Raw genomic sequence first — 22,390 nt, 5'->3', positions numbered from 1 at the left:
ATGGACGACTGTCACTCTCGCTGGAAGGTATCCGTCGGCGTTCCGAATTCGACGACGGTTCGGCGGCGGTCTCGACGGTCGGACACCGTCGGATTTCGTGCTCGCCGACCGGACCCGCGAGCTATCTCTCGACTCACTTCACCGTTAGTTCCGCTTCCATGTCGCCCACGGAGACCGAGTACTCGCCCGAGACGACCTGTAGCTCTCCCCGCGAGAACACGTCGCCGGGGACCGTGGCGAGCGGTGCGAGGGACGCCGTCACCCGCACGCGTTTCGACTCGCCGGGACCGAGCGACACGCGGTCGAACCCGAGCACCTCCTGCTTCGGCACGGGAATCGGCCCGCGCTGACGCCCGCCGTACACTGGAACCACGTGGTCGCCGGAGCGGTCGCCCGTGTTCGCCACTCGCACCGAGACGTCGACCCGGTCGCTGGCGGCTGCGTCGGGGAGCGTGGACGGGTTCACTTGGAGGTCGGCGTACTCGAACTCCGTGTACGAGAGCCCGTGACCGAGCGGGAACAGCGGCTCCTGGACCGAGGTCGGCGGCTCGGGGTCCTGCCCCGAGTGGAACCGCGACGGCGGGTACGCGTCGTGGACGTTGAGGAGTTGTCCCGTGTCCGACGGCCACGTGAACGGGAGGCGACCGCCGGGGTTGGCGCTCCCGAACACGACGTCGGCGACGGCGCGTCCGCCCGCCGTGCCCGGGAGGTACCCCATCACCGCGGCCGGCAGGCGGTCGAACACGTCGGTCCCACGCGGTCGGCCGGCGAAGATGACGCCCGCGTACGGCGTCCCGACCGATTCGAGGGTTCGGACGAGTTGCCGCTGGGCGTCGGGGAGTTCGAGCGTGTCGGTGTCGCCTTTCTCCTCGGCGTACGGTCCCTCTCCGAGGACGGCCACCACCGCGTCGGCCCGGGACGCGGCGTCGCGCACCGCCGCCTCGTTGTCGAACGTGTGCAGACCGGTGGGCTCGTGGACGACCTGCGTCGAGGCGGACACCGCATCCTCGATTCCGTCTAGCGGCGTGACGGCGGGCGGAAGCGTGTCGCCGACTCCCTGCCACCCGAGGGTCCACCCGCCCATCATGTTGGCCACGTCGTCACCGCTCGGTCCCGTGACGAGCACCGTCCCGACGTCGGAGTCGAACGGAAGCGTTCCGTCGTTCTGGAGGAGCGTCATCGAGTCGGTGGCGATCTGCCGCGCCAGGTCACGCTCGCCGCCGACGACCTCGGCGGCCTTCTTCGGGTCGGCGTAGGGGTCGTCGAACAGGCCGACGGTCTCCTTGAACGCCAGTATGTTCGTGACCGCGTCGTCGATGCGCTCCATCGGGACCTCGCCAGACTCGACCAGTTCCCGGAGGTTCCGCTGGTACGTGTCGACGGTGTCGGACTCGATTCCCCCGGCGGGCACCATGTACATGTCGATGCCCGCGTTGATGCCGAGCCGGGTAGCCTACTTGACGTCGGCGGCGAACTCGTGGACCGCCACCATCCGGTAGAAATCGTGCCAGTCGCTGACCACCATCCCCTCGAAGCCCAGCGTCTCCCGGAGCGTCTTCCGTAGCAACTCCTCCGAGGCGTGGGCGGGAACGCCGTTGACCGACCCGCTGTTGACCATGATAGTCTCGGCCCCGGCGGAGATGCCGGCGTGGAACGGCGGCAGGTGGGTGGACCGGAACGTCCGGTAGGGGAGCAGCGCCGGCGTCCGGTCGTTGCCGTTCCGGGGCTCGGAGTACCCGGCGAAGTGTTTGACGGTGGCACCGGCGCGCTTGTAGCCGTTCGCCTTCGTCTCGTACCCCCGGACCTTCTCGGCCACCAGCTGCGAGGCGAGGTAGGGGTCCTCGCTGAAGCCCTCGTAGAACCGTCCCCACCGCGGGTCGCGCTGTACGTCGGCGACGGGCGAGAACGTCCAGTGGGTGCCGGTGGCGCGGAGCGTCTCCGAGGTGTGTTCGGCCATCCGGCGGGCGTACTCCGCGTTCCACGTCGCGCCCAGGCCGTGGTTGTGCGGGAAGATGGTCGCCCCGTCGAGGTTGTTGTTCCCGTGGACGGCGTCGAGCCCGAACACGAACGGGACGTCGTGGGGATGGGCGTCGATTGCCGCCTTCAGGAGATCGTTAATGTCCTCGCCGAGCTGGGCCGGGTCGGGGGTCGTCGCGTACATGAGCGACCCCGGCTGGTACTTCCGGAAGAACGATGCCGGGTCGTCGCCCACCTCGTAGGCTGCGACCTGGGTCATCTGGCCGATCTTCTCCTGCAGGCTCATCTCCTCGACCAGCGACCTCACCCGCTGGCTCGTCTGCTTCCGGCGCATCGATTCCTTCGAGAGGTAGCCGCTCAGCGCCGCCGACAGGCCGACGCCGCCGGTGGCCTGCATGAATCGCCGTCGAGTCGTTCCGGTGTCGTGCTCCGCGTCGGTCGGTCGTTCAACCATGCGAATCGGTAACGCAACCCGATCAGTTATAATTTATATAACTAAGAAATTAAATTCATATTCTGCGATATTTCCTGATTAGTGGTTTCCTCCAGAACGATTGCCGACGTCGTAGTCCCGCTGGACGTCTCTCGCTCGCCGGCCGTGCCCACAGACGAGTTATCTTACCGATACAGCTTCACGGAGCGGTTCTGACCGACTTCCGTCGCAGTGTCGCCACTTGGTCGACCAGAAAGAGAGCTGCGTCGGCCCCGGTAGGGGAACAGCGACCATCGGAAAGTAGCCGTCGTGCTACCTCACGCGACGATACCTGTATAGAGAAGGAGCTAGCCGTTCTCGATTCGAGTAGAGTGAGAATAGTCCCACCAGGATTCGAACCTGGGTCGAAGCCCCCAGAAGGCTTCAGGATTGGCCGCTACCCCATGGGACTGACATGTTTGCCTCCAACAGCTTTCGCCGTCTCGGCATCCAACCTTAGCACAGTTCTGCATTTGAGTGTTTCGGAGTCCCGTTGATGAGAGGAAGGTAAAACCGCTACTATGGCCAATTTCACCGAGACATGATATCCTTACCCAAGACCCGATATCTCATTCCATGTGCTTCTCGTCGGTGGGCTACGGTCGTAGGTCGACGGTATCCGGGGGTGAGGAGTGTTCTTTCCGATGGCAGTTCGCACAGAGAATGAGGCACTTCTTGATCTCTTCTTCGAGTTGGCTCTTGCTGTAGCCGTACGTGACCATCTTCCCGACCGTCATTTCCTTTTCGTCCTCATTCAGATGGTGAAAGTCGAAACAAGCGGGATCAGTTTCATCACAGCGAGCACAGCCACTACTCGATTGCTTGTACCGGTACACCCACGCTCTGTTCGCCCGTCGTCTATCAAGTGTCTGCTTGCAGTTCTGGTCGCTATGCTTGTAGTGCCAACGCTGATTCGCGCTGAGCTCCTCCCACGTCCGGTCGTCCGGCAGATCAACTGCCTCGGGTTTCGGCTGTACTCGTGACCCGGTTGACCGGTATGTCTCCAATCCTGCTGCTCCCTTCGCCCGATTCCACCCGTTGAACACACGACCGATGGTTGATGCAGCAGGCGTCAATCCTAGTTGTTCGTACTGTGCTTTCGCCGGCGACTCATCTAACTCAACTGCGGCTTCGCGAAGCGAACTGATGCACTCAAATTCAGTTGTCATGTTGATGGAATGCACGACGAGGTGTGCGCCCCACCCATCAGGGCGCACAAAAACTCCCCAGAGCGCTCCCTTTCATAATCGGATTCACGGCTTCTCCACGGTCAGAAGGCTCAGAGACGGACTCTAAGAAACTGACTCGATTCATAACTCCTTCTTACGCCCGCAAGAAGTGGGGCCGCTGGCGCAGATATGAGAGTGAGGAACGAAAACAGGATGTGTACGAAAGTAGGCCAGTATTTGACGTTCGTGGCTGAGAGCGCCTCTAACCCTCGAAAACGCTCGCCGCGCCCAAAAAAAAAAGGATGTGAAAGTAGTGGCTCTCTCCACCTGAAATACCGCTAGCGAACGTTCATAATCGGTTTCTGTCTTGCGATTACAGTATGTTAGAGTCCGGGAGAGATTGCAAGAAATTTCGTCTCGAAGTGCGATATGCCCACTAGAGAACACCGGAACCGACAAGACAAACATTCGCTCAAACGACATTCACGTCCGCTGGATGATTGGTCTGTAATCACGATTCCGCTTGGTGTTACGAACAAGTCAGTAGCCTAACAACGATACTCATACACCTACGCAACGCGCATTTTGGAGATATTTACGTTGACAGCGCATCCGACCACCGAACTCTTCAACACGACCAGCACAAGCTCTTCCACCATTCAACACGTACTCTCCACCATCCCCGCTACTCGTGTTTTTGTAGTCTCATCCTTACCCATCTACATCACGGGCTCCCCTCACCAGCATTACCCAGATAGTGCAAGGATTCCGCTCTCCCTAGCTCCGATTTCTAGTCCCATACCGACGCTACTTGCGGAGGTTTCGGTCGAATATGATTCTCTATAAGTGCCGTAGAACTCTCCAATCCAATTTTGGCTGTTCGAGACGGCTTCAAACGGAGTAATGATATCATAGATCTCATGTTTGATTGGTTTCAAGCCGAATCTGTGTGTCGGACCGTCATTGCTCGCCCACGAGAACCCATGCTAATGCACAAATCGACACCTACTTGCCTAAGAAGTTAGCACGTCCGTGTATGTACGTCGGACGGTTCGTGGTCGTCGGTCCGGAAGTGGGTGCGTACCGCGTCTCCTCGCGGTCGTTCCCGAATCGAAAAGTCGTCGAGCGCGACGGGACGATCACCGTCGCGCCGACCGAAGACGCCCCGGAGACGGACAACCCCTACATCGCGTACAACTGCCTCCGGTGCGTCGACCGCCCCGACGGCGGCGAGACGGCCGTGCTGGGCAACGGTTCGCACGTCGACCCGATCGCCGAGAAGCTCGAACTCGGCTATCCGGCGCGGGACGCGCTGGCCGAGACGCTGCTCGCGCTGGACTACGAGAAAGACGACTACGACACGCCGCGCGTCGCGGGCACCGTCGGCGAGGAGGCGTACGTCGGCGTCGTGCGCCGGGACGCCCTGCTCGTCGAACGGGTCGACGAGCCGACGCTCGTCGCCACCTACGAGAAGGATGAACCGGAGGCGTTCGCGTTCGGGGCCGAGAGCGCCGCCGACGCGGCCCGGGAGGCGTACGACCTCGACTTCGAGCACGCGGTCTGTGCCGTCGGCGTCGCGCGAACGGACGACGGTTTCGAACGCGCGCTGGAGAACGGGAACTAAGACGGACGCGCCCGTAGGGCGGGGCATGAAAGTCGGCGTTCTCTCGGACGTTCACGCGAACAGGATTGCGCTTGACGCCGTCCTCGCGGACATGCCGGACGTGGACGCGATGGTGAACGCGGGCGACGTCGTCGGGTACAACCCCTGGCCCGCCGAGTGTCTCGAAACCGTCCGTCGCCGGGACGTGCCGAGCGTGATGGGCAACCATGACCGGGCGGTCGCCTCGGGGACGGCGTTCCGGTTCAACAGCATGGCCCGCGCGGGCGTCGAGTACGCCAGCGAGGAGCTCTCGGACGACCAGCGCGAGTGGCTGGCCGACCGTCCCGACAACCTCCGGCTCTTCGACGGTCGCGTCAGGGTCGTCCACGGCCACCCCGACGACCCGGACCACTACACCTACCCAAAGGAGTTTGCCCCGGAGCTCCTGGACGACGAGGACGTCCTCGTCATGGGCCACACGCACGTCCAGCACCACGAGGTGTACGACGAGGGTATCGTCATGAACCCCGGCAGCGTCGGCCAGCCTCGGGACGGCGACCCCCGGGCCGCGTACGCCGTCCTCGACCTGGACGACGGCTCCGTCGACGAGCGCCGCGTCGAGTACGACGTCGAGGCGGTCCAGCGGGAGGTGCGCGAGGTCGGGTTGCCGGAGAAGATCGGTTCGCGGCTGGAGCGTGGTCGATAGGCCGACGTGCGACGGGTCGGCGGACCGGGCATGACGGTCCCGACTCGGGAAACGACGCTACCGGCGTCCCGGCGGCGAGAAAGGAGACGACCGACGGCCGTCGGAGACGTCCGGGCGAGTTCTCACTCGATCTTCTCGTACTGCTCCGCGAGCTTGTCGGCGGCCTCGCCGAGCTGTTCGCGCTCGAACTCGGTGAGGTTCCACTCGACTATCTCGTCGACGCCGTCGCTGCCGAGCTTGATGGGAACGCCGAGCGCGACGTCCTCGTGGCCGTACTCGCCGTCGAGCAGGACCGAGCCCGGAAGCACCTCGCCGGTGTCGCGCAGGACGGCCTCGACCATGTGGCCGACGCCGGTCGCGGGACCCCACTGGGTCGCGCCCTTCTTCTCGATGACGTTCATCGCGGACTGTTTGAGTTCGTCGAGAATCTCGCCCTTCTCGTCGTCGCTGAACTCGGGGTCCTTGCCGTTGATGCGGACCTTCGAGAACACGGGGACCTGCGCGTCGCCGTGTTCGCCGAGGATGGTGGCGTCGACGTTCCGGACAGGCACGTCGTAGCGCTGGCTGAGCACGTAGCGGAACCGCGCGCTGTCGAGGCGGCCGCCGAAGCCGATGACCTTCCCGCGGTCGCGGTCGCCGGACTCGTAGAGGTGGCGGTTCAGCAGGTCGACCGGGTTCGAGGTGGTGATGGTGACGAAGTCGTCGTTGTGCTCGGCTATCGAGGAGCCGATGTCCTCCATGATGGGCGCGTTGTCGCCCGCGAGGTCGATTCGTGTCTGGCCGGGCTGGCGCGGGATACCGGCCGTGATGACGACGACGTCCGAGCCGGCGGTGTCCTCGTAGGTTCCCTGCCGGACGGTCGTGTTCGAGTCGTACGCAGCGCCGTGGTTCGTGTCGGCGGCCTGCCCGATGGTGTCTTCCTCCTTGTCCGGGATGTCGACGAAGACGAGTTCGTCGGCGATGTCCCGGAGCGCGATGTTGTACCCTGCGGCGGCCCCGACGGTGCCGGCTGCACCGACTACGCTTACTTTCGCCATATCACGTAGAAGACGCCCTGCGATTTGGTTAAATCCTCCGGATGTGCCCTTTCCTGCGCACAGTCCGGTCGTCGCGGACACTTATCTTCGCTCGGCGACAACTGGTCGGTATGGCTACAGAACCCGCCACGACGCAGGACGCCCCGACGGTCGACTCGCGCTGGTGGTACGTCGTCGCGGCGACGCCGCTCGTGTTCGTCGTCACGTGGATACTCGGCATCTGGTTCTTCGGACTGGCGCTGTTCAGCGTCGGTCTCGGCGGCGGTGAACCGTTTCTCTTCGGCCCGTTCGCCATCGTCGCCGTCTTCGTCGCGTTGTTCGTCGGCCTGCTCGTCACCGCGATGCTCGTGCTCTTTCCCGTCGCCATCTACCTCGACGCGGAGGCGGTCAACCGCGCCGGAGTGGGATGGCAACCCGACAGCGTCCTCTACGCGCTCGTCGCGGCGATCAGCGCGGTGGCGACGGGGTTCACGCTGGCCATCCCGCTCGCGCTCTACTATCTCTGGCAGCGCCACGAGCACGTCGGCGTCCCGTAGGAGCGATACGCGTTTCACGCCCCGGTCCCAACGACGAACGAATGCAGCGCCCGAGACTCGAAGGCGACCGCGTCGGCTCGCGCTGGTGGTACTGGATCGCCGCGATTCCGACCGTGTTCGCCTTCTGGCTCGTGACGGTGGCCTGGGTCGCGCTCGCCATCTCGCTGGAGCCGGGACTGCTCGACGGCCCGGGCTTCGGCGACGACCCTATCAGCAACGCGGCCGTCATCTCGCTGGTCGCGGTCGGCGTCCCCTTCGTCGCGCTCACGGCCATCTTCCCGCTGGCGGTGTTCCAGGACAGCCACGCCATCGACCGGGCCGCCGTCGAGTGGGAGCCGCCGGGCGGCAGCTACGCCCTGCTCGCGCTCGGCGGCTGGCTGGTCGGCGGCGCCGTGGGGCTCCTCCTCGTCGACCTCTCGATGGCCATCATCGCCGGGTTCGCCGCCAGCGTCCCGTTCGCGGTCTACTACCTCGAACGGCGTCACGAGCACCTCGGCGTGCCGTGACCCGCGTCCGGCGCGACCGTTCGTCCTCTTCTCGCCGCCGTCCGGCGGCTCTTTCCCTCGGCGAGGTGTCGAAGGGGGTTTCACCGTGCAGTGCGCAGGGTCGAACATGAGCAGACGCGGGACAGAGATCCGGCTGGCGACGCGAGGGTCCGACCTCGCGCTCCGGCAGGCGGGCGAGGTGAAGGCGGCGCTGGAGGACCGCCGGTTCGAGGTCGAACTGGTCGAGGTCGAGACCACCGGCGACCAGCTGGACGACGCGCTCATCACGGAGTTGGGCAAGACGGGGGCGTTCGTCCGCAGCCTGGACCGGAAGGTGCTCGACGGGGAGCTCGACGGTGCCATCCACTCGATGAAGGACATGCCGACCGAGCAGCCCGACGAACTGGTCGCGGCGGCGGTGCCCGAGCGCGCGAGCCCCCGGGACGTGCTCGTGACGCCCGAGGGCATCGCGCTCGACGAACTTCCGTCGGGTGCGACCGTCGGCACGTCCAGCCTCCGGCGGAAGGCCCAGTTGCTGAACCAGCGGCCGGACCTCACCGTCGAACCGCTGCGCGGGAACGTCGACACGCGCGTCGAGAAGCTCCTCGCGCCGACGCTCCAGCGCGAACACGAGCGCCGGACCGAGGAGGAGAAAGAGCGCAAGGGCCACGCCGGCGACGACGACTACGAGTTCCCCTACGAGCACACCGTCGAGGAGTGGTTCGAGAACTTGGACGAGATAGAGCGCCGGGCGCTCGAACGCGACGTCGAGACGGAGTACGACGGCATCGTGCTCGCGGAGGCGGGCCTCCAGCGTAGCGGCCTCGCCCACCACGTCGACTACGAACCGCTCTCGACCAGCGAGTTCGTCCCGGCACCGGGCCAGGGCGCGCTCGCGGTGGCGATGCTGGACGGCGAACTCGCCACGGACGTGAACACGGTGCTCGACCACCCCCGGACCCGGGTCGAGACGACGGTCGAGCGCACCGTCCTCGCGGTGCTGAACGGCGGTTGCGTCGCGCCGGTCGGCGTCCACGCGGTCATCCAGGGCGAGAACGTCCACGTCGAGGCGCAGGTGTTCAGCGAGGAGGGCGAGGAGGTCGTGAGCATCAAGCGCGACGTGGCGGTCGAGAGCCACGTCGAGGGCGCGAAACGGGTCGCCGAGGAACTCGCCGACCGCGGTGCGCGCGAACTCGTCGAGGCGGCGCGCGGCGACGCCACCGAAGCCAAACGGGAGGAGTGATGTCCGGGGACGCAACTTCGGACGAGACGACGGGGACGACGCCGGACGACCGCCCGCGCGTCGCCGTCTTCCGCCCGGACGACGAGCGTCTCCGGGCGGCCATCGACCACCTCGAATCGCTCGGGGCCGACCCGGTCGCCGACCCGATGCTCGAAGTGCGACCGACGGGCCGCAGTCCGGAGCCGGCCGACTTCGTCGTCCTGACGAGCAAGACCGGCGTGGAACTCGCCGACGAGGCCGGGTGGGACCCGGGCGACGCGGTCGTCTGCGCCATCGGCGACTCGACCGCGGCCGCACTCCGCGACCGTGACTACGCCGTGGACGTGGTACCCGAGGAGTTCTCCTCGCGCGGTCTCGTCGACGCCCTGGCCGACCGCGTCGCCGGAAAGCACGTCGAGGTCGCACGCAGCGACCACGGCAGCGACGTACTGACCGACGGCCTCGCCGACGCCGGGGCCGACGTGCACGAGACGGTGCTGTACGAACTCGTCCGTCCCGAGGAAGCGGGCGAGTCCGCGACCCTCGCCGCGACGGGCGACCTCGACGCCGCGCTCTTCACCTCCTCGCTCACCGTCGAGCACTTCCTCGACGCGGCGGCCGAGCGCGACGTCCGCGCGGACGCCGTCGCGGGGCTGAACGACGTGGTCGTCGGGGCCATCGGCGAGCCGACTCGCGAGACGGCGCTGGCCCGGGGTGTCGAGGTCGACCTCGTCCCCGGGACCGCGTCGTTCGACAGACTCGCGAGCGAGGCCGTCGAACGCGTCCGCGACGACGGCGGTCGGACCGGCGAGCGAGACTGACCCTCCGACTCGACGCCAGACTTTTTCTCCGGCGCGAGAGAGTCCCGGACATGAAGACGAACGGCGGTAGCGACGCCGCGAAACGCAACGCCGGAGAGAGCGCCGTGGAAGCGGTCACCGACGGCATGATAGTCGGTCTCGGCACCGGAAGCACGGCGGCTCACGCCATCCGCGCCCTCGGGCGGAAGGTCGACGCCGGCCTCGACATCCAGGGAGTCACGACGTCGTTCCAGTCGCGGGAGCTGGCACGCGAGGCCGAGATTCCGCTGGTCGAACTCGACGAGGTGGTGGAGATAGACGTGGCCATCGACGGCGCCGACCAGTTCTCCGGTCCGCACCTCGTGAAGGGTGGCGGCGCGGCCCACGCTCGCGAGAAGGTGGTCGACGCGGCCGCGAGCCGCCTGCTCGTGGTCGCAGACCCCAGCAAGTTCGCGAAGCAACTCGACCATCCGGTGCCGGTGGAGGTACTGCCGGCGGCGCGGCGGACCGTCGCCGCCGACGTGCGCGGACTCGGCGGCGACCCCACGCTGCGCGACGCCGAGCGGAAGGACGGCCCCGTCGTCACGGACAACGGGAATATCGTCCTCGACTGCGACTTCGGTCGCATCGGCTCGCCGGCCGAGCTCGCAGAGGAGCTGTCGGCGCTCCCGGGCGTCCTCGAACACGGTCTGTTCGTCGGGATGGCGGACGAGGTTCACGTCGGTAGCGAGGACGGCGTCGAGGTACAGGAGTTCTAGGTCCGTCGTCAGCTACCGCTTCCAGGCCGAGAAAAAATCGAGAAAGTGTGCGTTTCGGGTTTACAGGTCGCGCGGCTGGACCGTCTTGCGGTCGTTCGCCTCGGCGCGGCGGGCAGCGTCTTCGAGAAGGTCGTCGACCTCCTCGTCGAGCGCGTCGTAGAAGTCCGACGCGACGTTCTTGTCGTTGAGCGCTTCCTTCACAGCCGCTTTGACGATGAGGTCTGCCATACAGAACCCTCTTCCCTATCCCTCCTAATAAAGCTTCCCAATTCTACCCGCGAATGCGGCTGAGTCGAACACTCACCGGCTATCTGTTACCTGGGCCAAAGAACTTAAGTTCTGGAATATCGAGTGGAGGGGCGGGTCGGGGGATTCGAGTACGTCCGGCACGGAGGGCTGAATATGCGAGAGATACTGGAGGCCGTCGAATCCGGCGATATGAGCGTTTCTGAGGCCGAATCGGAGCTATCGGGGTACGCGACCAGCGAGCAAGGGCGCTTCGACGCCGCCCGCGAGCGACGCCGCGGCGTCCCGGAAGCCATCCTCGGCGACGGGAAGACGCCCGAGGAAGTGCGTGCGCTCGCCGCGACCGCGGTCGAGACGGCGGGGCGCGCGCTGCTCACGCGCGTGAGCGACGACCAGGTCGCGGCGGTGCGCGCGGAACTCGCCGACGCCCATCCCGACGCCGTGGTGCGCCATCGGGAGCGCGCGAACGTGCTCGTCGCCCACGCCGCCGACTTCGAACCGCCGAACGTCGACGCCGCTGTCGGCGTCGTCAGCGCCGGCACGAGCGACGCCGTCCCCGCCGGCGAGGCGGTCGTCGTCGCCGAGGAGATGGGTGCCGACGTGACGGAGGTCCACGACGTGGGCGTGGCGTCGCTCGTCCGCATCCTGGACCAGGTCGAGCGGTTGCGCGACCTCGACGTGCTCGTCGTCGCCGCCGGCCGCGAGGGCGCGCTCCCGACCATCGTCGCCGGTCTCGTCGACACGCCCGTCATCGGACTGCCCGTCTCGAACGGCTACGGCCACGCCGGCGAGGGCGAGGCCGCGCTGTCGGGGATGCTGCAGTCCTGTACCGTCCTCTCGACGGTGAACGTCGACGCCGGCTTCGTCGCCGGCGCGCAGGCCGGTCTCATCGCCAGGGCCATCGACGCCGCCGCTTCGTCGGAGTGAACGTAGCGCGCCGGTTCGGTCGCTCGCCGGCGTCGACGCCGAGAATCGGCGCGTTCGCTGAACGTCCGTAAACACCGCCCGTATCTGTTACCGAGCAGGGAATCTGCATAGCTATTTGTAGAAATACCGAGTAGCCGTAATCGGGCCTTTCGAGCGGGCGTGGGGGGAGGCCGAGTTCCGTCGCGGGCACAGCAACGGAAAACGGGGGACAGTAAACTATGCCAACGTACATCCAGCTCGTCAACTTCAGAGAGGAGGGAACCGAAAACATCGAGGAGGGTCCCGAGCGCCTCGACGAGGCCAAGGAAGTGATGCGGTCGTTCGGCGGTGAGATGGACCTCTTCTACCTGACCATGGGTCGGTACGACGCGGTCGTCGTCAGCGAGTTCCCGGACGACGAGTCCATCGCACAGGCGACGCTCACGTACCTGCAGGAAGGAACTGTCGAAACGGAAACGCTGCGCGCGTTCGCCGAAGACGAGTATCGCGACCTCGTCGAGACCGCGTCCGGGTAAGCGTCGCACGAATCGGCTCACGAGAACCGCAACCGTTCTTTTCCGACGGCCGCCGAACTCCGCAGTCCGTCAGGGAACCGTCCGCCGAGAAAGGGAATCGGAGCGACTACGACGCGACTGCGACGCGCTCTTCTGCCCCCAGCGCGTCGACGACGAGTTCGGCCACGTCGACGATCTCGATGTCGTCCTCGTAGCCGCCGGTCTTGCGACCGTCCTCGTACATCGTCATGCACATCGGGCAGGCGACGACGAACTTGTCCACGCCGGGGCCGGCGTCGGTGTCCTCGAGCGCCTCGCGGATGCGCTCCTCGCTGGGCTTGGGGTCCTCGTCGAAGTCCATCCAGAGGCCGCCGCCGCCTCCGCCACAGCAGAACGAGTTCGCGCGATTGCGCGGCATCTCGTCCAGTTCGCAGCCCGTGGCGCGGACGATGTCGCGGGGCGCCTCGTACTCGTCGTTGTACCGGCCGAGGTGGCAGGGGTCGTGGTAGGTGACGGTGTAGTCGAGTTCCGACCCGGAGAGACCGAGGCGGCCCTCGCGGAACAGTTCCTCGACGACCTGCGTGTAGTGGTAGACGGCCGCGTCGAACGCCTCGTCCATCTCGGGGTACTCGTTCTCGAACGTGTTGTACGCGTGTGGGTCGGTACAGACTATCTTCTCGTAGTCGCACTGGTCGAACGCGGCGACGTTGTCCTCGACGAGCATCTCGTAGAGGCCCTCCTCGCCGACGCGGCGCACGTCGTTGCCGGCGGTCTGCTCGTCCTCGTAGAGGATGCCGTAGGAGACGTCCGCTTCGTGGAGGATGGTGGCGAGCGAGCGGGCGATGCGGCGGTTGCGCTCGTCGAAGGAGGGGTAGTCGCCGACGTACCAGAGGAACTCGACGGACTCCTCGCGGGCGTCGGGCACCTCGAAGTCGAGGTCGTCGGTCCAGTTCGGGCGCGTCCGCTCGGGGTCGCCGAAGGAGTTGCCGTTCTGGAAGATGTTCATCATCGCGTCCTGGACGTTCTCGTCCATCTGGCCGGACTCGGTGAGCCGGCGGTTCATGTCCGTGAAGGAGGTGAGATGCTCGATGTCGACGGGGCAGGCGTCCATGCAGGCCATACAGGACATGCAGGACTCCATCGTCTCGCTGTCGATGACGCTCGCACCGCCGTCCGCGACGATGGGTTTCTCCTCGGTCCGTCCGGCGTCCAGGTCCTCGCGGTACTGTTTCAGGTCGAGGATGACGTCGCGGGGGTCGAGCGGTCGGTCCGACGCCTTCGCGGGACAGACGGACGAACAGCGGCCGCACTTCGTGCAGGCGTCCTGGTCGAGCAGTTGCCGCCACGAGAAGTTGTCGATGTCGGTGGCTCCGATCTCGTCGGGGCTGGCGTCCTCCGGAACGCCGGGGAGGCGCTTGCCGGCCTTCTCGTCGTGCGTGACGACGTTGGCGAACGACGAGAGCATGTGGAACGGTTTGGCGTACGGGATGGAAGCGACGAACGCCAGCGCGAGCACGGCGTGGGACCACCAGGTCACGGGGTACCACGCGGCCGCCGTCGACTGAGTGACGCCGGCCATCTGCAACGCGCCGGCGACGAACAGGCCGACGAAGCTCACGTCGGCGAACTCGGGGACGCCGGTGCCGAGGATGCGAACGCCCTCCGTGACGTAGCCGCCGACGCCGAGCAGGAACAGCGTCCAGATGAAGAGGTCGTCCTCGGCGCTCGTGTGTTTCCCCCAGAGGCGGTGGTTGCGGACCCAGTAGCGCCGGTAGATGGCCATGCCGACGCCGACGACGAACAGCAGGCCCATCGCGTCCATCACCAGCGAGTAGGAGAGGTAGAAGTCGCCGACGAAGAAGGAGTCCTGGCCGAGGGCCTTCGTCCAGAGGTCCATGTCTATCATCAGGATGGTCGTCCCGATGAGCAGCGTCAGGAAGCCCCACAGGATGAACGCGTGCATCAGTCCACCGTAGAGGTCCCTGTCGAACTGCTTCTCGTTGGACCCGACGACCTTCGCCGCCCGTACGACGCGTCCCGGAAGGTTGTCCAGTCGTTCGAACCAGTCGTCCGTGCCGCGGGCGTAGTTCGCGAACCGCTCGTACACTCCGACGGCGAAGATGGCGATGGCGACCGCGGCGAGGTAGTAGAAGACGGCCTCGCCGACGTGGCCGATGCGCCAGAACGTCGGTCGGGTGACGTCGCCCGCCTGCGCCAGCGCGAGGAGTTCCATGTTTTATGAGGAGAAAGGCAGTCGCTTAAGTCTTGCTTCATGTTCGCCTCGTTGCCGTCTTGCGAGAATGAGAAACGAGTTGTGAGTTTACGCGAGCGACCACACGACCAGCGCCACGGTTCCGGCGAGGACGGGCATGTCCCGGACTCCGACCGAAAGCGGGGGCAGCGTCGGGTTCCATGCGAAACACCGCGCCCGGAGCGCCAGCGCGAACCGGTCGGCGCGCTCGAACGCCCGGGCGAGCCCAGCCGTCGCGACGAGCTGCATTCGCTCGCGCAGTGGGCGCTCGTCGCCGAGCCGCGCCGCCATCGCCGACCGTATCGACCGCAGGTCCGCCTGCAGGACGGGCAGAAACCGGAAGACGAAGGCGATGCCCATCCCGAGGAACTGGCCGGGTCGACCGGGGACGAGGTGCTGGACGGCCGCCCGCGAGTCGCGGGCCGGCGTCGTCCGGACGTAGGCCGCGCCGACGGCGAGCACGAGCAGGACGCGATAGCTCGCCAGCAGGGGTGCGACGGCGTCCCCCGTAACGAACCACGGCGGGCCGAGCGCGAATCCCGCGAGCAGCGGCGACCCGACCAGAAACGGCAACGCGACCCGGAACTCCGAGACCACCCAGGTCGGCGAGGTACGGGCCGCGGCGAGCGCCAGCGCGGCGACGACCGTGAGGACCGCGAGGCCGCGCGGCGTCGTGTGCGCGAACGCCGCGACCGCGAACGCGGTCTGGAAGCCGAGTTTCGCCCGGGGGTCGAGCGACTCGGCGAACGCTTCCGTCGGTCGGTAGGCGAGCGTCACGGCACGGCCACCCCGAGGTCGGGGAGGTCGTCTCGCACGTCGGCGGGCGCACCGTCGACCGCGACAGCGCCGTCCCGGAGCGCGACGACGCGGTCGGCCAGCCGCACGACGTCCCGAAGGTCGTGCGTGACGACGACCAGGCTCGTCCCCTCGTCGTGCAGCGACGCGAGGCGTTCGAGGACCGACTCGCGGGCCGGGGCGTCGAGGCCGGTGAAGGGTTCGTCGAGCACGAGATGGGCCGGTTCCATCGCCAGCGCACCCGCGATGGCGACGCGCTCGCGCTCGCCGCCCGACAGCGCGTCGATGCGCTCCTCGCGCCGCCCCGTCATCCCCACCGCCGCCAGCGCGTCGGCCACGCGGCGCTCTATCTCGTCGCGGTCGAGTCCGAGGTTCTCCGGACCGAAGGCCACGTCCGCGCCGACGGTGGCCGCGACGAACGAATCGCGGGGGTTCTGGAACACCATCCCCACGCGCGTGCGGGCGGCCACGAGGTCGTCGTCGACCGGCGTTCCGTCGACGAGCACGTCCCCCGTATCCGGGGCGAGCAGGCCGTTGAAGTGGCGGACGAGCGTCGTCTTCCCGCTCCCGTTCGGGCCGGCGAGGACGACGAACTCGCCGTCCGAAATCGTCAGCGAGACGTCGTCGAGCGCGACCGTCTCGCCGAAGCGCGCGCTGAGATTCCGCGTCTCTATCATTCCGCGGCGATGCGGTCGCTGCGGACGATGCCGACCGCGGCGGCGATCTTGAACGCCTCGAACGGGACGAACGCGAGCGCCGAGAGCGTGAACGCCTCCACGAGGCCGACGTTCTGGACGATAGCGAAGCCGACGGTCCCGCAGGCGTAGATGACGACGGTGCCGACCAGCAGCGCGGCGACGAGGCGGCCGACGCTCGCGGCCTGGGGGTCGCGCAGGTCGAGTCCGCCGTGGACGACTGCGCCGATGACGAACGCCGCGGGCGGGTAGGAGAGGAGGTAGCCGCCGGTGTACCCCAGCAGCATGCCGACGCCGGCAGAGCCGCCGGAGAACACCGGCGCGCCGACGGCCCCTGCGAGCAGGTAGAGCACCATCGAGGCCCCGCCCCACACCGGCCCGAGGAAGATGCCGGCGAGGAAGACGCCGAGCACCTGTAACGTGACGGGAATCGACGGAGCGAGCGGGTTCGGGAACGACACGTAAGCGAACGCGCCGACGACGGCGGCGAAGAGGGCGGTCCGCGCCACGTTCTCCACAGCCTCCTCGCCGACGAGGTCGACCGACTCGGTTTCGGTTGCCATGTCCCGACCTCTCTCGTCAACTTGAATTATACCTTCGGTTGACAGACTGTGTTCGTCTCTCCTCGCTCGGAAAATTTCATCGGCACCCCGACAGTTTTTTATAACACCCGGTCATGAGTCACGGCCCATGGACGAGAAGACCGAGGAACTCCGCGACATCTTCATGGACGTGACGGACGAGGAGACCGTCACGGAGACCCAGGAGGCCACCCACGGTTCCCTCAACTCGGAAGCCGACGTGGAACAACGGTTGCGCGAGGTCGTCGCCCAGATGCGAGACGAGCAGGAGTTCGAGACGACGCTGTCGGACGAGGAACTCGTGACGGTCGTCCGGGGGTACTACGCCAGCGAGTCCGACGCCGAAATCGCCGACAACCTCGGGGACGCCGACGAGGAGACCGTCGCTCGCGCCCGCGTGGACCTCCACCTCTTCCGCGAGGCCGATGCACCCTTCGACCTCGTCGAACTTCGCGAACTGCTCGAAGACGACGTCACCGTCGCGAATTGCGCCGCCGAACTCGACGCGAGCGAGTCGGCCGTCCGACACTACCGACGCGTCGTCGCGGCGAAAGACGCCGCGAGGACCGTCAACCACCGCTACACCGACGAGTTCGAGAACGTCCTCCGGGACCGCGAGATCTCCGACCGGATGACCGAGAACGTCCAGCAGGACGGCCTGGACGACGCCACCGAGGGGATGGAGACGAACGTCTCCTTCTGAAACGACTAAAAGCGCCGGAAGACGCGCTGCGTCTTCCGAGCCTTCGTTCGCTGCGCTCAGGAAGACACTCCTTCCTCCCTTGCTCGCGGCTTCGCCGCTCGCTTTCCGAGACGCTTCGCGCCTCGCACCGGTCGTCGCTTGGCCCGCTCGCTCTCTCGCTCACTTCGGTCGCTCGCGGTGAGCGCGCTACCCCTCTACAGGGGTTCGTCGGGCGACATCCGGTAGCCGGTCGAACTGGCGACCACCGGTAGCTGTTCGGTGAGTCGAATCTCGTATCTCGTACCGCGAGCCGTTTCACGTCTGGAACCGAAAGTAGGCCGTTCCAGACGCTGGCACCCTGAAGAAGGCGCTACTCGGTGCTCGGTCCGACGCTCTCCTCGACCGCCTCGGACTCGTCGGATTCGTCCTCGGCCGTCGCCTCCTCAAGTCGCGTGATGCGCGCTTTCATGATGCGCGTGTTCTCGACCTGCTCGACGTGGAGGCGGGTGCCGTCGTAGTCGATGTTCTCGCCCTCCTCGACGAGGCGACCGGCGCGGTTGAAGATGAACCCGGCGATGGTCTCGAACTCCTCGCCCTCCGGAAGCTCGATGTCGAGCGCCTCGTTGACCTCGTCGATGTTGAGTTCGCCGCGGACGATTATCGTGTCCTCGTCGACGTACTCGATCGGCTCCTCTTCCTCGCCTTCGAGGATGTCCCCGACGATCTCCTCGACCATGTCTTCCATGGTGACGAGCCCCTCCGTCGTTCCGAACTCGTCGATGACGATGACCATCTGCATCCGGTTCTCGCGCATCTCGGTGAGCAGTTCGTCGACGTTCTTGCTCTCGGGGACGTGCAGCGTCGGCTGGATGACGTCGTCGAGGTCGAAGCCGCTGGCCTCGCCGTACTGCTGTTCGCGCACGAGGTCCCGGATGTGGATGACGCCGATGACGTTGTCGAGACTCCCCTCGTAGACCGGGACGCGCTCGTGGCCCGACTGGACGAGCGTCTCGATGGCCTTCTGGATGCTCGCGTCTTTTGGCACGGCGGTCATGTCCAGCCGCGGGGTCATCACCTCCTTGGCGATGGTGTTGTTGAACCGGAAGATGCGCTGGAGCATCTCGCGTTCGTCCTCCTCGATGACGCCCTCGCGCTCGCCCGTCTCGATCATGTCCTGAATCTCGTCCCGGGTGACGTAGGACGTCTCGATGGCCGAGCGACCGCCGGTGACGCGGTTGACGATGCGGGTCAGGCGGTCGAACAGAATGACGAGCGGCAGGAGGAGGTACTCGGAGTACTTCAGCGGCTTCCCGATGCGGAGCGCCCACGACTCGGTGTTCTCGACGGCGTAGGACTTCGGCGCGCTCTCCCCGAACAACAGGACGAGCGCCGTGATGCCGAAGGTCGCGACGGCGACCGCCTGTCCCTGGTTCAGGTAGAGGGCGAGCAGCCCCGTGGCTATCGAGGACATCGCGATGTTGACGATGTTGTTCCCGACCAGGATCGTCACCAGCAGTCTGTGGGGGTCGTCCTTGAGCGCAGCGACCGTTTTCGCTCCGGGCACCTCGTCCTCCACGAGCGCGTCGACGCGGTGCTTGGCTAGCGAGAACATCGCTATCTCGGACGAGGAGAAGAACGCCGACAGACCGATGAGTACGACGATAGCGAGCACGCCGAGCCACGTTATCAGGCTGTCGGTCAACTCGATACCGAGTATCCCGGCAGCGGACGACGTCTGCCAGAGTGCTACCTGCGTTAGGGAAAGCGCCATTCAGTAACCCACCTTGGTTGTCGGCGGGATTAACTCTTTATTCTTTTGCCGTTGATTTCCGGGCCGTCGCTGCCGCGGACGAAGCCCTTACGGACGTTTCGCCCCAACGACACGGACATGAGCACAGAGACCGACGAGCCCGCCATCACGCTGTACCGACTGCAGGCGTGTCCGTTCTGCGAGCGCGTGGTGCGGAAGCTCGACGAGCACGACCTCGACTACCGGTCGCGGTTCGTCGAACCGATGCACAGCGACCGCAACGTGGTCAAGCGCATCAGCGGGAAGCGCACCGTCCCCGCCATCGTCGACGAGGCCACGGGCGTCACGATGAGCGAGAGCGCGAACATCGTCGACTACCTCGACGCAACCTATGGCGACGGGGCCGCAACAGACGACGCGGCGACCGACAGGGGTGAGGCCTGATGGTCGACTTCGAGGTCGTCGAACTCGCCGAGACGGACCATCCCGAGGAGGGCGACACCGCGCCCGATTTCACTCGTCCGCTGGTGAACGACGAGTACTGGGAGGACGCCGCGCTCTCGGGGGTGACCGCCGAGGGACCGACGCTGCTGGTCTTCTACACGATGGACGGCGCGTTCCCCGGAACGTACATATGGAACGAGCTACGCGACCGCGCCTGGGAGGAAGACCACGACCTGCGCGTCGTCGGCTGCTCCATCTCTACGCCGTACGAGCACGAGACGCTCATCGAGGAGCGCAACATCGACTTCCGCCTGTTCAGCGACCCGGCGGCGACCGTCGCCGACGAGTACGACGTCGCTCACGACCTCGACGGCATGACGGGCGTCCGCGAGCACCGACCGGCCGTCTTCCTGCTCGACTCAGACCGGACCGTCGAGTACGCCTGGGTCGCGAGCGAGTGGCCCGATTTCCCGGACTACGACGCGGTCGAAGCGGCCATCGAAGCGCTGTAACGGCGGCCAGGGTCTCATCGCCGGCGCGGGCAGGCCGGAAGCCGTCGCTGCTCCGGGCCGCCGACGCCACGACCCAACGTCTTTTTTTCGCGAGCACGAACACCCGGCATGACCGACATCGAACGTGCCGCCGCCGCGATTCGAAGCGGCGACCTGGTCGTCTATCCGACCGAGACCGTGTACGGTCTGGGTGCCGACGCGCTGGACGAAGACGCCGTCGAGCGAGTGTTCGCCGCGAAGCAGCGGTCCCGTGAGGACCCGATTTCGCTGGCCGTCCCCGACGTGGAGGCCGCGCGGGAGTACGTCAGGCTCACGGAGCGCGAGCGGCGGTTCGCGCGCGAGTTCCTGCCCGGTCCCGTCACCCTTCTCTGTCGGAAAACCGACGTCGTGCCGGACGTGCTCACTGCCGGCCGGGAGCGCGTCGGCGTCCGCGTCCCGGACCACGACCTCGCGCTCGCGCTCCTCCGCGAGGTCGCGCCCGTCACGAGCACGAGCGCGAACGTGAGCGGCCGGGCGAGCGCGCGCCGCCTCGCGGACCTCGACCCCGAAATCCGGGAGGCCGCCGCGGTCGTCCTCGACGGCGGCGAGACGGGCGGCACGGGAAGCACGGTCGTGAACGTCGCGTCCGGCGAGATTCTCCGTCGAGGGTCGAACGCCGACGCGGTCGCCGCGTGGCTAGCCAAGCAGTGACCGAAGCGAGCGCGTCTTCACGCCACACTCGGCGCGGTACTCGCAGGCGTCGCACTTCGCGTCGTTCCGCAGTCGTGGCGGCGGGCCGTCGATGGCCCGGGCCATCCGGAGCGCGCGCCGGTAGGCGGCCTTGCGGCGGGTCGTGAGGCCGATCTCGCGGACGATTCCGTACGCGGGGTACTCGACGAACGCGCGGTCGACCGCCGTCTCGTGCTCCCAGGCGAGCGCCTTCGCTGCGGCGACGGCGCGGACGCTCTGTGGCTCCCAGACGCCCTGGTTCGGCGGAGCGCCGGTGAACACCATCGACGGCACCGGTGCGTCGCGGTCGAGCACCTTGTGGACGACGCCTCGGCAGTCCTTGCCCTCGACCAGTCGCTCGCGCTCGTCGGGGGTACAGAGTTGCGACCAGGCGTCGCCGTCGGCGGCGCGTTCGAGGTTCGCCTGGAACTCCTCGGGCGAGAGTTCGAGGGGCAGGTCGGCGAGGTCCGTCGGACTCGCGTCGAGCAGGCGGTCGTACTCGAAGGCGAGTTCGCGGCGGTCGACGACGCGGTCCGGAACGTCGACCGTATCGCGGCGCTGGTAGTAGAGTTTCCGGGGACAGTACGCGGCGGTTTCGATTTCGTGGAACGGACGCTTCGACACGCCGGGGTTGGTCCCGTTCCTTACTTAAATCTCCGCACGAAGCGGGAGCCGGTCTCTCCGGCGCGTTCCGGAGGGAAAGGCGCAAGAGGCCGGCGTACCATCCATGTACACATGAGCGACTTCGACAAGGAAGCCGAGCGAGAGAAACTCCGCCAGCAGTACGAACAGGAACAGGAGGACCGCAAGGCCACCCAGCGCATGAGCGAGTTGCTCCTCCAGGGGGCGACGATGACGGGCAAGCACTGTGACACCTGCGGCGACCCCATCTTCCGGTACGACGGCACGGAGTTCTGCCCCACCTGCCAGCACGAGACCGGCCAGGTCGAGACCGAAGAGGCCGACTCGAACGCGGCCGGCGAAGCGACGCCGGACGACGCGGAGCCGGGCGAGACGGAGCCAAACGCCGCGGAGACGGGGAACGCCGACCCCGAAGGGGGGCCGTCCGGGTCCGACCAGCCGGCAGTCGGCACCGAAGCCGGGAACGGGACGCCCCGACCGCCGGCGACGTCCCGGTCCCGGTCCCGGCGCGCTCCGCCGAGTCAGAGCAGGTCGTCGCAGTCCGGCGAGTCGAGCGAACAGCCCGGTACGGGACCCACCGACCGAACCGGGACGCGAACGCCGCCGAGCCAGACCGGCGAATCGTCGGGATGCGACGGGTCCGCCAGCCGGAGTCCGTCGGACCGCAGCGAGCGACCGAACCGCGGCGAATCGGTCCAGCCCGTTCGGCCCGCGCCCGACGCGGGCGGCGACCTCGACGAGGCGCGCGACGCGCTGGTGCGGAAGCTGACGCGGCTCGCGCGCGAGGCCGAGGCCACGGACGACGTTGCGCGCGCTCGCGACGTTCTGGCCGCCACTCGAGAGGCGGCGGAGGCGCTGGCGGCGCTCGACCGGGCGAACCGTTAAGCACGAATCGACT

Annotated in this window: 25 protein-coding genes and 1 tRNA gene; 14 read left to right on the top strand and 12 right to left on the bottom strand. The window is 66.8% G+C overall.

Going from position 1 to position 22,390, the window contains the following annotated elements; all coding sequences use genetic code 11:
- Window positions 1-133: 133 nt before the first annotated feature.
- The 4 genes from ACRYA2_RS13380 to ACRYA2_RS13365 form a co-directional block, all read right to left on the bottom strand.
- On the bottom strand, window positions 134-1,414 hold the full coding sequence (locus ACRYA2_RS13380) for a glycoside hydrolase family 3 C-terminal domain-containing protein (protein WP_433628879.1): 1,281 nt from the start codon (window positions 1,412-1,414) through the stop codon (window positions 134-136).
- Between the two features lie 39 nt (window positions 1,415-1,453).
- On the bottom strand, window positions 1,454-2,431 hold the full coding sequence (locus ACRYA2_RS13375; protein WP_433628876.1) for a glycoside hydrolase family 3 protein: 978 nt from the start codon (window positions 2,429-2,431) through the stop codon (window positions 1,454-1,456).
- Window positions 2,432-2,788: 357 nt separating this feature from the next.
- Window positions 2,789-2,861: transfer RNA gene (locus ACRYA2_RS13370), tRNA-Gln, on the bottom strand.
- Between the two features lie 184 nt (window positions 2,862-3,045).
- Complete coding sequence (locus tag ACRYA2_RS13365; protein ID WP_433628874.1) at window positions 3,046-3,618, bottom strand: homing endonuclease associated repeat-containing protein; 573 nt, start codon at window positions 3,616-3,618, stop codon at window positions 3,046-3,048.
- A gap of 1,036 nt (window positions 3,619-4,654) precedes the next feature.
- On the opposite strand from ACRYA2_RS13365, the gene ACRYA2_RS13360 reads away from it, so the two are divergent.
- Together ACRYA2_RS13360 and ACRYA2_RS13355 are read left to right on the top strand one after the other, a co-directional pair.
- Entirely contained in the window at window positions 4,655-5,242 is a 588-nt protein-coding gene (locus tag ACRYA2_RS13360) for an IMP cyclohydrolase (RefSeq protein WP_433628871.1), read from the top strand.
- Window positions 5,243-5,267: 25 nt separating this feature from the next.
- Window positions 5,268-5,927: a metallophosphoesterase family protein gene (locus ACRYA2_RS13355; RefSeq protein WP_433628868.1), complete on the top strand. Its 660-nt coding sequence runs from the start codon at window positions 5,268-5,270 to the stop codon at window positions 5,925-5,927.
- A 122-nt stretch (window positions 5,928-6,049) separates the two neighbouring features.
- On the opposite strand, the gene mdh is transcribed toward ACRYA2_RS13355, so the two are convergent.
- Entirely contained in the window at window positions 6,050-6,964 is a 915-nt protein-coding gene (gene mdh / locus ACRYA2_RS13350; protein WP_433628866.1) for a malate dehydrogenase, read from the bottom strand.
- A gap of 110 nt (window positions 6,965-7,074) precedes the next feature.
- Between mdh and ACRYA2_RS13345 the strand changes: the two genes are divergently transcribed.
- The 5 genes from ACRYA2_RS13345 to rpiA all read left to right on the top strand — a co-directional run bounded on the left by ACRYA2_RS13345 (window position 7,075) and on the right by rpiA (window position 10,765).
- Window positions 7,075-7,500 (top strand): hypothetical protein, encoded by a 426-nt coding sequence (locus ACRYA2_RS13345; protein WP_433628863.1) that lies wholly within the window; start codon window positions 7,075-7,077, stop codon window positions 7,498-7,500.
- Between the two features lie 41 nt (window positions 7,501-7,541).
- Window positions 7,542-8,006 carry a hypothetical protein gene (locus ACRYA2_RS13340; RefSeq protein WP_433628860.1) on the top strand — a complete coding sequence of 155 codons (465 nt, stop codon included), beginning with the start codon at window positions 7,542-7,544 and terminating at the stop codon, window positions 8,004-8,006.
- A gap of 106 nt (window positions 8,007-8,112) precedes the next feature.
- Entirely contained in the window at window positions 8,113-9,228 is a 1,116-nt protein-coding gene (gene hemC, locus ACRYA2_RS13335; protein WP_433628857.1) for a hydroxymethylbilane synthase, read from the top strand.
- On the top strand, window positions 9,228-10,028 hold the full coding sequence (locus tag ACRYA2_RS13330; RefSeq protein WP_433628854.1) for a uroporphyrinogen-III synthase: 801 nt from the start codon (window positions 9,228-9,230) through the stop codon (window positions 10,026-10,028). Before hemC ends, ACRYA2_RS13330 begins: the two co-directional genes overlap by 1 nt.
- Before the next feature lie 50 nt (window positions 10,029-10,078).
- On the top strand, window positions 10,079-10,765 hold the full coding sequence (gene rpiA, locus ACRYA2_RS13325) for a ribose-5-phosphate isomerase RpiA (protein ID WP_433628851.1): 687 nt from the start codon (window positions 10,079-10,081) through the stop codon (window positions 10,763-10,765).
- Between the two features lie 60 nt (window positions 10,766-10,825).
- Here the strand turns inward: rpiA and ACRYA2_RS13320 are convergent, their stop codons facing one another.
- On the bottom strand, window positions 10,826-10,993 hold the full coding sequence (locus tag ACRYA2_RS13320; RefSeq protein WP_113274542.1) for a DUF1931 family protein: 168 nt from the start codon (window positions 10,991-10,993) through the stop codon (window positions 10,826-10,828).
- A 174-nt stretch (window positions 10,994-11,167) separates the two neighbouring features.
- Here ACRYA2_RS13320 and larB point away from each other — a divergent pair, with 174 nt between their 5' ends.
- On the top strand, window positions 11,168-11,938 hold the full coding sequence (gene larB / locus ACRYA2_RS13315; protein ID WP_433628847.1) for a nickel pincer cofactor biosynthesis protein LarB: 771 nt from the start codon (window positions 11,168-11,170) through the stop codon (window positions 11,936-11,938).
- Window positions 11,939-12,156: 218 nt separating this feature from the next.
- Window positions 12,157-12,453, top strand: a complete 297-nt coding sequence (locus tag ACRYA2_RS13310; protein WP_433628844.1) for a GYD domain-containing protein — start codon at window positions 12,157-12,159, stop codon at window positions 12,451-12,453.
- Between the two features lie 106 nt (window positions 12,454-12,559).
- On the opposite strand, the gene ACRYA2_RS13305 is transcribed toward ACRYA2_RS13310, so the two are convergent.
- The 4 genes from ACRYA2_RS13305 to ACRYA2_RS13290 all read right to left on the bottom strand — a co-directional run bounded on the left by ACRYA2_RS13305 (window position 12,560) and on the right by ACRYA2_RS13290 (window position 16,736).
- Complete coding sequence (locus ACRYA2_RS13305; protein WP_433628842.1) at window positions 12,560-14,665, bottom strand: heterodisulfide reductase-related iron-sulfur binding cluster; 2,106 nt, start codon at window positions 14,663-14,665, stop codon at window positions 12,560-12,562.
- Window positions 14,666-14,752: 87 nt separating this feature from the next.
- Entirely contained in the window at window positions 14,753-15,460 is a 708-nt protein-coding gene (locus tag ACRYA2_RS13300; protein WP_433628839.1) for an energy-coupling factor transporter transmembrane component T family protein, read from the bottom strand.
- Window positions 15,457-16,155: an energy-coupling factor ABC transporter ATP-binding protein gene (locus tag ACRYA2_RS13295; RefSeq protein WP_433628837.1), complete on the bottom strand. Its 699-nt coding sequence runs from the start codon at window positions 16,153-16,155 to the stop codon at window positions 15,457-15,459. The genes ACRYA2_RS13300 and ACRYA2_RS13295 overlap by 4 nt, the downstream gene beginning before the upstream one ends.
- Window positions 16,152-16,736: a biotin transporter BioY gene (locus ACRYA2_RS13290; RefSeq protein WP_433628834.1), complete on the bottom strand. Its 585-nt coding sequence runs from the start codon at window positions 16,734-16,736 to the stop codon at window positions 16,152-16,154. The genes ACRYA2_RS13295 and ACRYA2_RS13290 overlap by 4 nt, the downstream gene beginning before the upstream one ends.
- A gap of 127 nt (window positions 16,737-16,863) precedes the next feature.
- On the opposite strand from ACRYA2_RS13290, the gene ACRYA2_RS13285 reads away from it, so the two are divergent.
- Complete coding sequence (locus tag ACRYA2_RS13285; protein WP_433628831.1) at window positions 16,864-17,457, top strand: conditioned medium-induced protein 4; 594 nt, start codon at window positions 16,864-16,866, stop codon at window positions 17,455-17,457.
- Window positions 17,458-17,806: 349 nt separating this feature from the next.
- Here ACRYA2_RS13285 and ACRYA2_RS13280 read toward each other — a convergent pair whose 3' ends face one another.
- Window positions 17,807-19,207: a hemolysin family protein gene (locus ACRYA2_RS13280; protein WP_433628828.1), complete on the bottom strand. Its 1,401-nt coding sequence runs from the start codon at window positions 19,205-19,207 to the stop codon at window positions 17,807-17,809.
- Window positions 19,208-19,324: 117 nt separating this feature from the next.
- On the opposite strand from ACRYA2_RS13280, the gene ACRYA2_RS13275 reads away from it, so the two are divergent.
- The 3 genes from ACRYA2_RS13275 (at window position 19,325) to ACRYA2_RS13265 (ending at window position 20,832) form a co-directional block, all read left to right on the top strand.
- Window positions 19,325-19,630, top strand: coding sequence for a glutathione S-transferase N-terminal domain-containing protein (locus ACRYA2_RS13275; protein WP_433628825.1), 306 nt, complete (start codon window positions 19,325-19,327; stop codon window positions 19,628-19,630).
- Complete coding sequence (locus ACRYA2_RS13270; protein WP_433628822.1) at window positions 19,630-20,142, top strand: redoxin domain-containing protein; 513 nt, start codon at window positions 19,630-19,632, stop codon at window positions 20,140-20,142. Before ACRYA2_RS13275 ends, ACRYA2_RS13270 begins: the two co-directional genes overlap by 1 nt.
- 108 nt (window positions 20,143-20,250) lie before the next feature.
- Entirely contained in the window at window positions 20,251-20,832 is a 582-nt protein-coding gene (locus ACRYA2_RS13265; RefSeq protein ID WP_433628819.1) for an L-threonylcarbamoyladenylate synthase, read from the top strand.
- Here the strand turns inward: ACRYA2_RS13265 and ACRYA2_RS13260 are convergent.
- The gene (locus ACRYA2_RS13260) at window positions 20,818-21,474 is read right to left on the bottom strand and encodes a CRISPR-associated protein Cas4 (RefSeq protein WP_433628817.1); all 657 of its coding nucleotides are present in this window, start codon (window positions 21,472-21,474) and stop codon (window positions 20,818-20,820) included. The two genes, ACRYA2_RS13265 and ACRYA2_RS13260, sit on opposite strands and share 15 nt — an antisense overlap.
- Window positions 21,475-21,585: 111 nt before the next feature.
- Here ACRYA2_RS13260 and ACRYA2_RS13255 point away from each other — a divergent pair, with 111 nt between their 5' ends.
- Window positions 21,586-22,377 (top strand): Sjogren's syndrome/scleroderma autoantigen 1 family protein, encoded by a 792-nt coding sequence (locus ACRYA2_RS13255; RefSeq protein WP_433628815.1) that lies wholly within the window; start codon window positions 21,586-21,588, stop codon window positions 22,375-22,377.
- Window positions 22,378-22,390: the final 13 nt, after the last annotated feature.

It is taken from the genome of Halomicrococcus pelagicus, assembly GCF_050954125.1.
Note: the sequence above shows the minus strand (reverse complement) of the source record. Positions and strands in the feature narration are given on the sequence as shown.

Excerpts from the sequence above, each read along its gene's own strand:
- ACRYA2_RS13360 (WP_433628871.1), top strand. The coding sequence starts at position 4,655 with ATGTACGTCGGACGGTTCGTGGTCGTCGGTCCGGAAGTGGGTGCGTAC.
- rpiA (WP_433628851.1), top strand. The coding sequence starts at position 10,079 with ATGAAGACGAACGGCGGTAGCGACGCCGCGAAACGCAACGCCGGAGAG.
- hemC (WP_433628857.1), top strand. The coding sequence starts at position 8,113 with ATGAGCAGACGCGGGACAGAGATCCGGCTGGCGACGCGAGGGTCCGAC.
- ACRYA2_RS13355 (WP_433628868.1), top strand. The coding sequence starts at position 5,268 with ATGAAAGTCGGCGTTCTCTCGGACGTTCACGCGAACAGGATTGCGCTT.
- ACRYA2_RS13275 (WP_433628825.1), top strand. The coding sequence starts at position 19,325 with ATGAGCACAGAGACCGACGAGCCCGCCATCACGCTGTACCGACTGCAG.
- ACRYA2_RS13330 (WP_433628854.1), top strand. The coding sequence starts at position 9,228 with ATGTCCGGGGACGCAACTTCGGACGAGACGACGGGGACGACGCCGGAC.
- ACRYA2_RS13380 (WP_433628879.1), bottom strand. The coding sequence starts at position 1,414 with ATGGTGCCCGCCGGGGGAATCGAGTCCGACACCGTCGACACGTACCAG.
- ACRYA2_RS13255 (WP_433628815.1), top strand. The coding sequence starts at position 21,586 with ATGAGCGACTTCGACAAGGAAGCCGAGCGAGAGAAACTCCGCCAGCAG.
- ACRYA2_RS13320 (WP_113274542.1), bottom strand. The coding sequence starts at position 10,993 with ATGGCAGACCTCATCGTCAAAGCGGCTGTGAAGGAAGCGCTCAACGAC.
- ACRYA2_RS13270 (WP_433628822.1), top strand. The coding sequence starts at position 19,630 with ATGGTCGACTTCGAGGTCGTCGAACTCGCCGAGACGGACCATCCCGAG.
- ACRYA2_RS13285 (WP_433628831.1), top strand. The coding sequence starts at position 16,864 with ATGGACGAGAAGACCGAGGAACTCCGCGACATCTTCATGGACGTGACG.
- ACRYA2_RS13365 (WP_433628874.1), bottom strand. The coding sequence starts at position 3,618 with ATGACAACTGAATTTGAGTGCATCAGTTCGCTTCGCGAAGCCGCAGTT.
- ACRYA2_RS13375 (WP_433628876.1), bottom strand. The coding sequence starts at position 2,431 with ATGGTTGAACGACCGACCGACGCGGAGCACGACACCGGAACGACTCGA.
- larB (WP_433628847.1), top strand. The coding sequence starts at position 11,168 with ATGCGAGAGATACTGGAGGCCGTCGAATCCGGCGATATGAGCGTTTCT.
- ACRYA2_RS13280 (WP_433628828.1), bottom strand. The coding sequence starts at position 19,207 with ATGGCGCTTTCCCTAACGCAGGTAGCACTCTGGCAGACGTCGTCCGCT.
- ACRYA2_RS13345 (WP_433628863.1), top strand. The coding sequence starts at position 7,075 with ATGGCTACAGAACCCGCCACGACGCAGGACGCCCCGACGGTCGACTCG.
- mdh (WP_433628866.1), bottom strand. The coding sequence starts at position 6,964 with ATGGCGAAAGTAAGCGTAGTCGGTGCAGCCGGCACCGTCGGGGCCGCC.
- ACRYA2_RS13340 (WP_433628860.1), top strand. The coding sequence starts at position 7,542 with ATGCAGCGCCCGAGACTCGAAGGCGACCGCGTCGGCTCGCGCTGGTGG.
- ACRYA2_RS13305 (WP_433628842.1), bottom strand. The coding sequence starts at position 14,665 with ATGGAACTCCTCGCGCTGGCGCAGGCGGGCGACGTCACCCGACCGACG.
- ACRYA2_RS13310 (WP_433628844.1), top strand. The coding sequence starts at position 12,157 with ATGCCAACGTACATCCAGCTCGTCAACTTCAGAGAGGAGGGAACCGAA.
- ACRYA2_RS13295 (WP_433628837.1), bottom strand. The coding sequence starts at position 16,155 with ATGATAGAGACGCGGAATCTCAGCGCGCGCTTCGGCGAGACGGTCGCG.
- ACRYA2_RS13290 (WP_433628834.1), bottom strand. The coding sequence starts at position 16,736 with ATGGCAACCGAAACCGAGTCGGTCGACCTCGTCGGCGAGGAGGCTGTG.
- ACRYA2_RS13265 (WP_433628819.1), top strand. The coding sequence starts at position 20,251 with ATGACCGACATCGAACGTGCCGCCGCCGCGATTCGAAGCGGCGACCTG.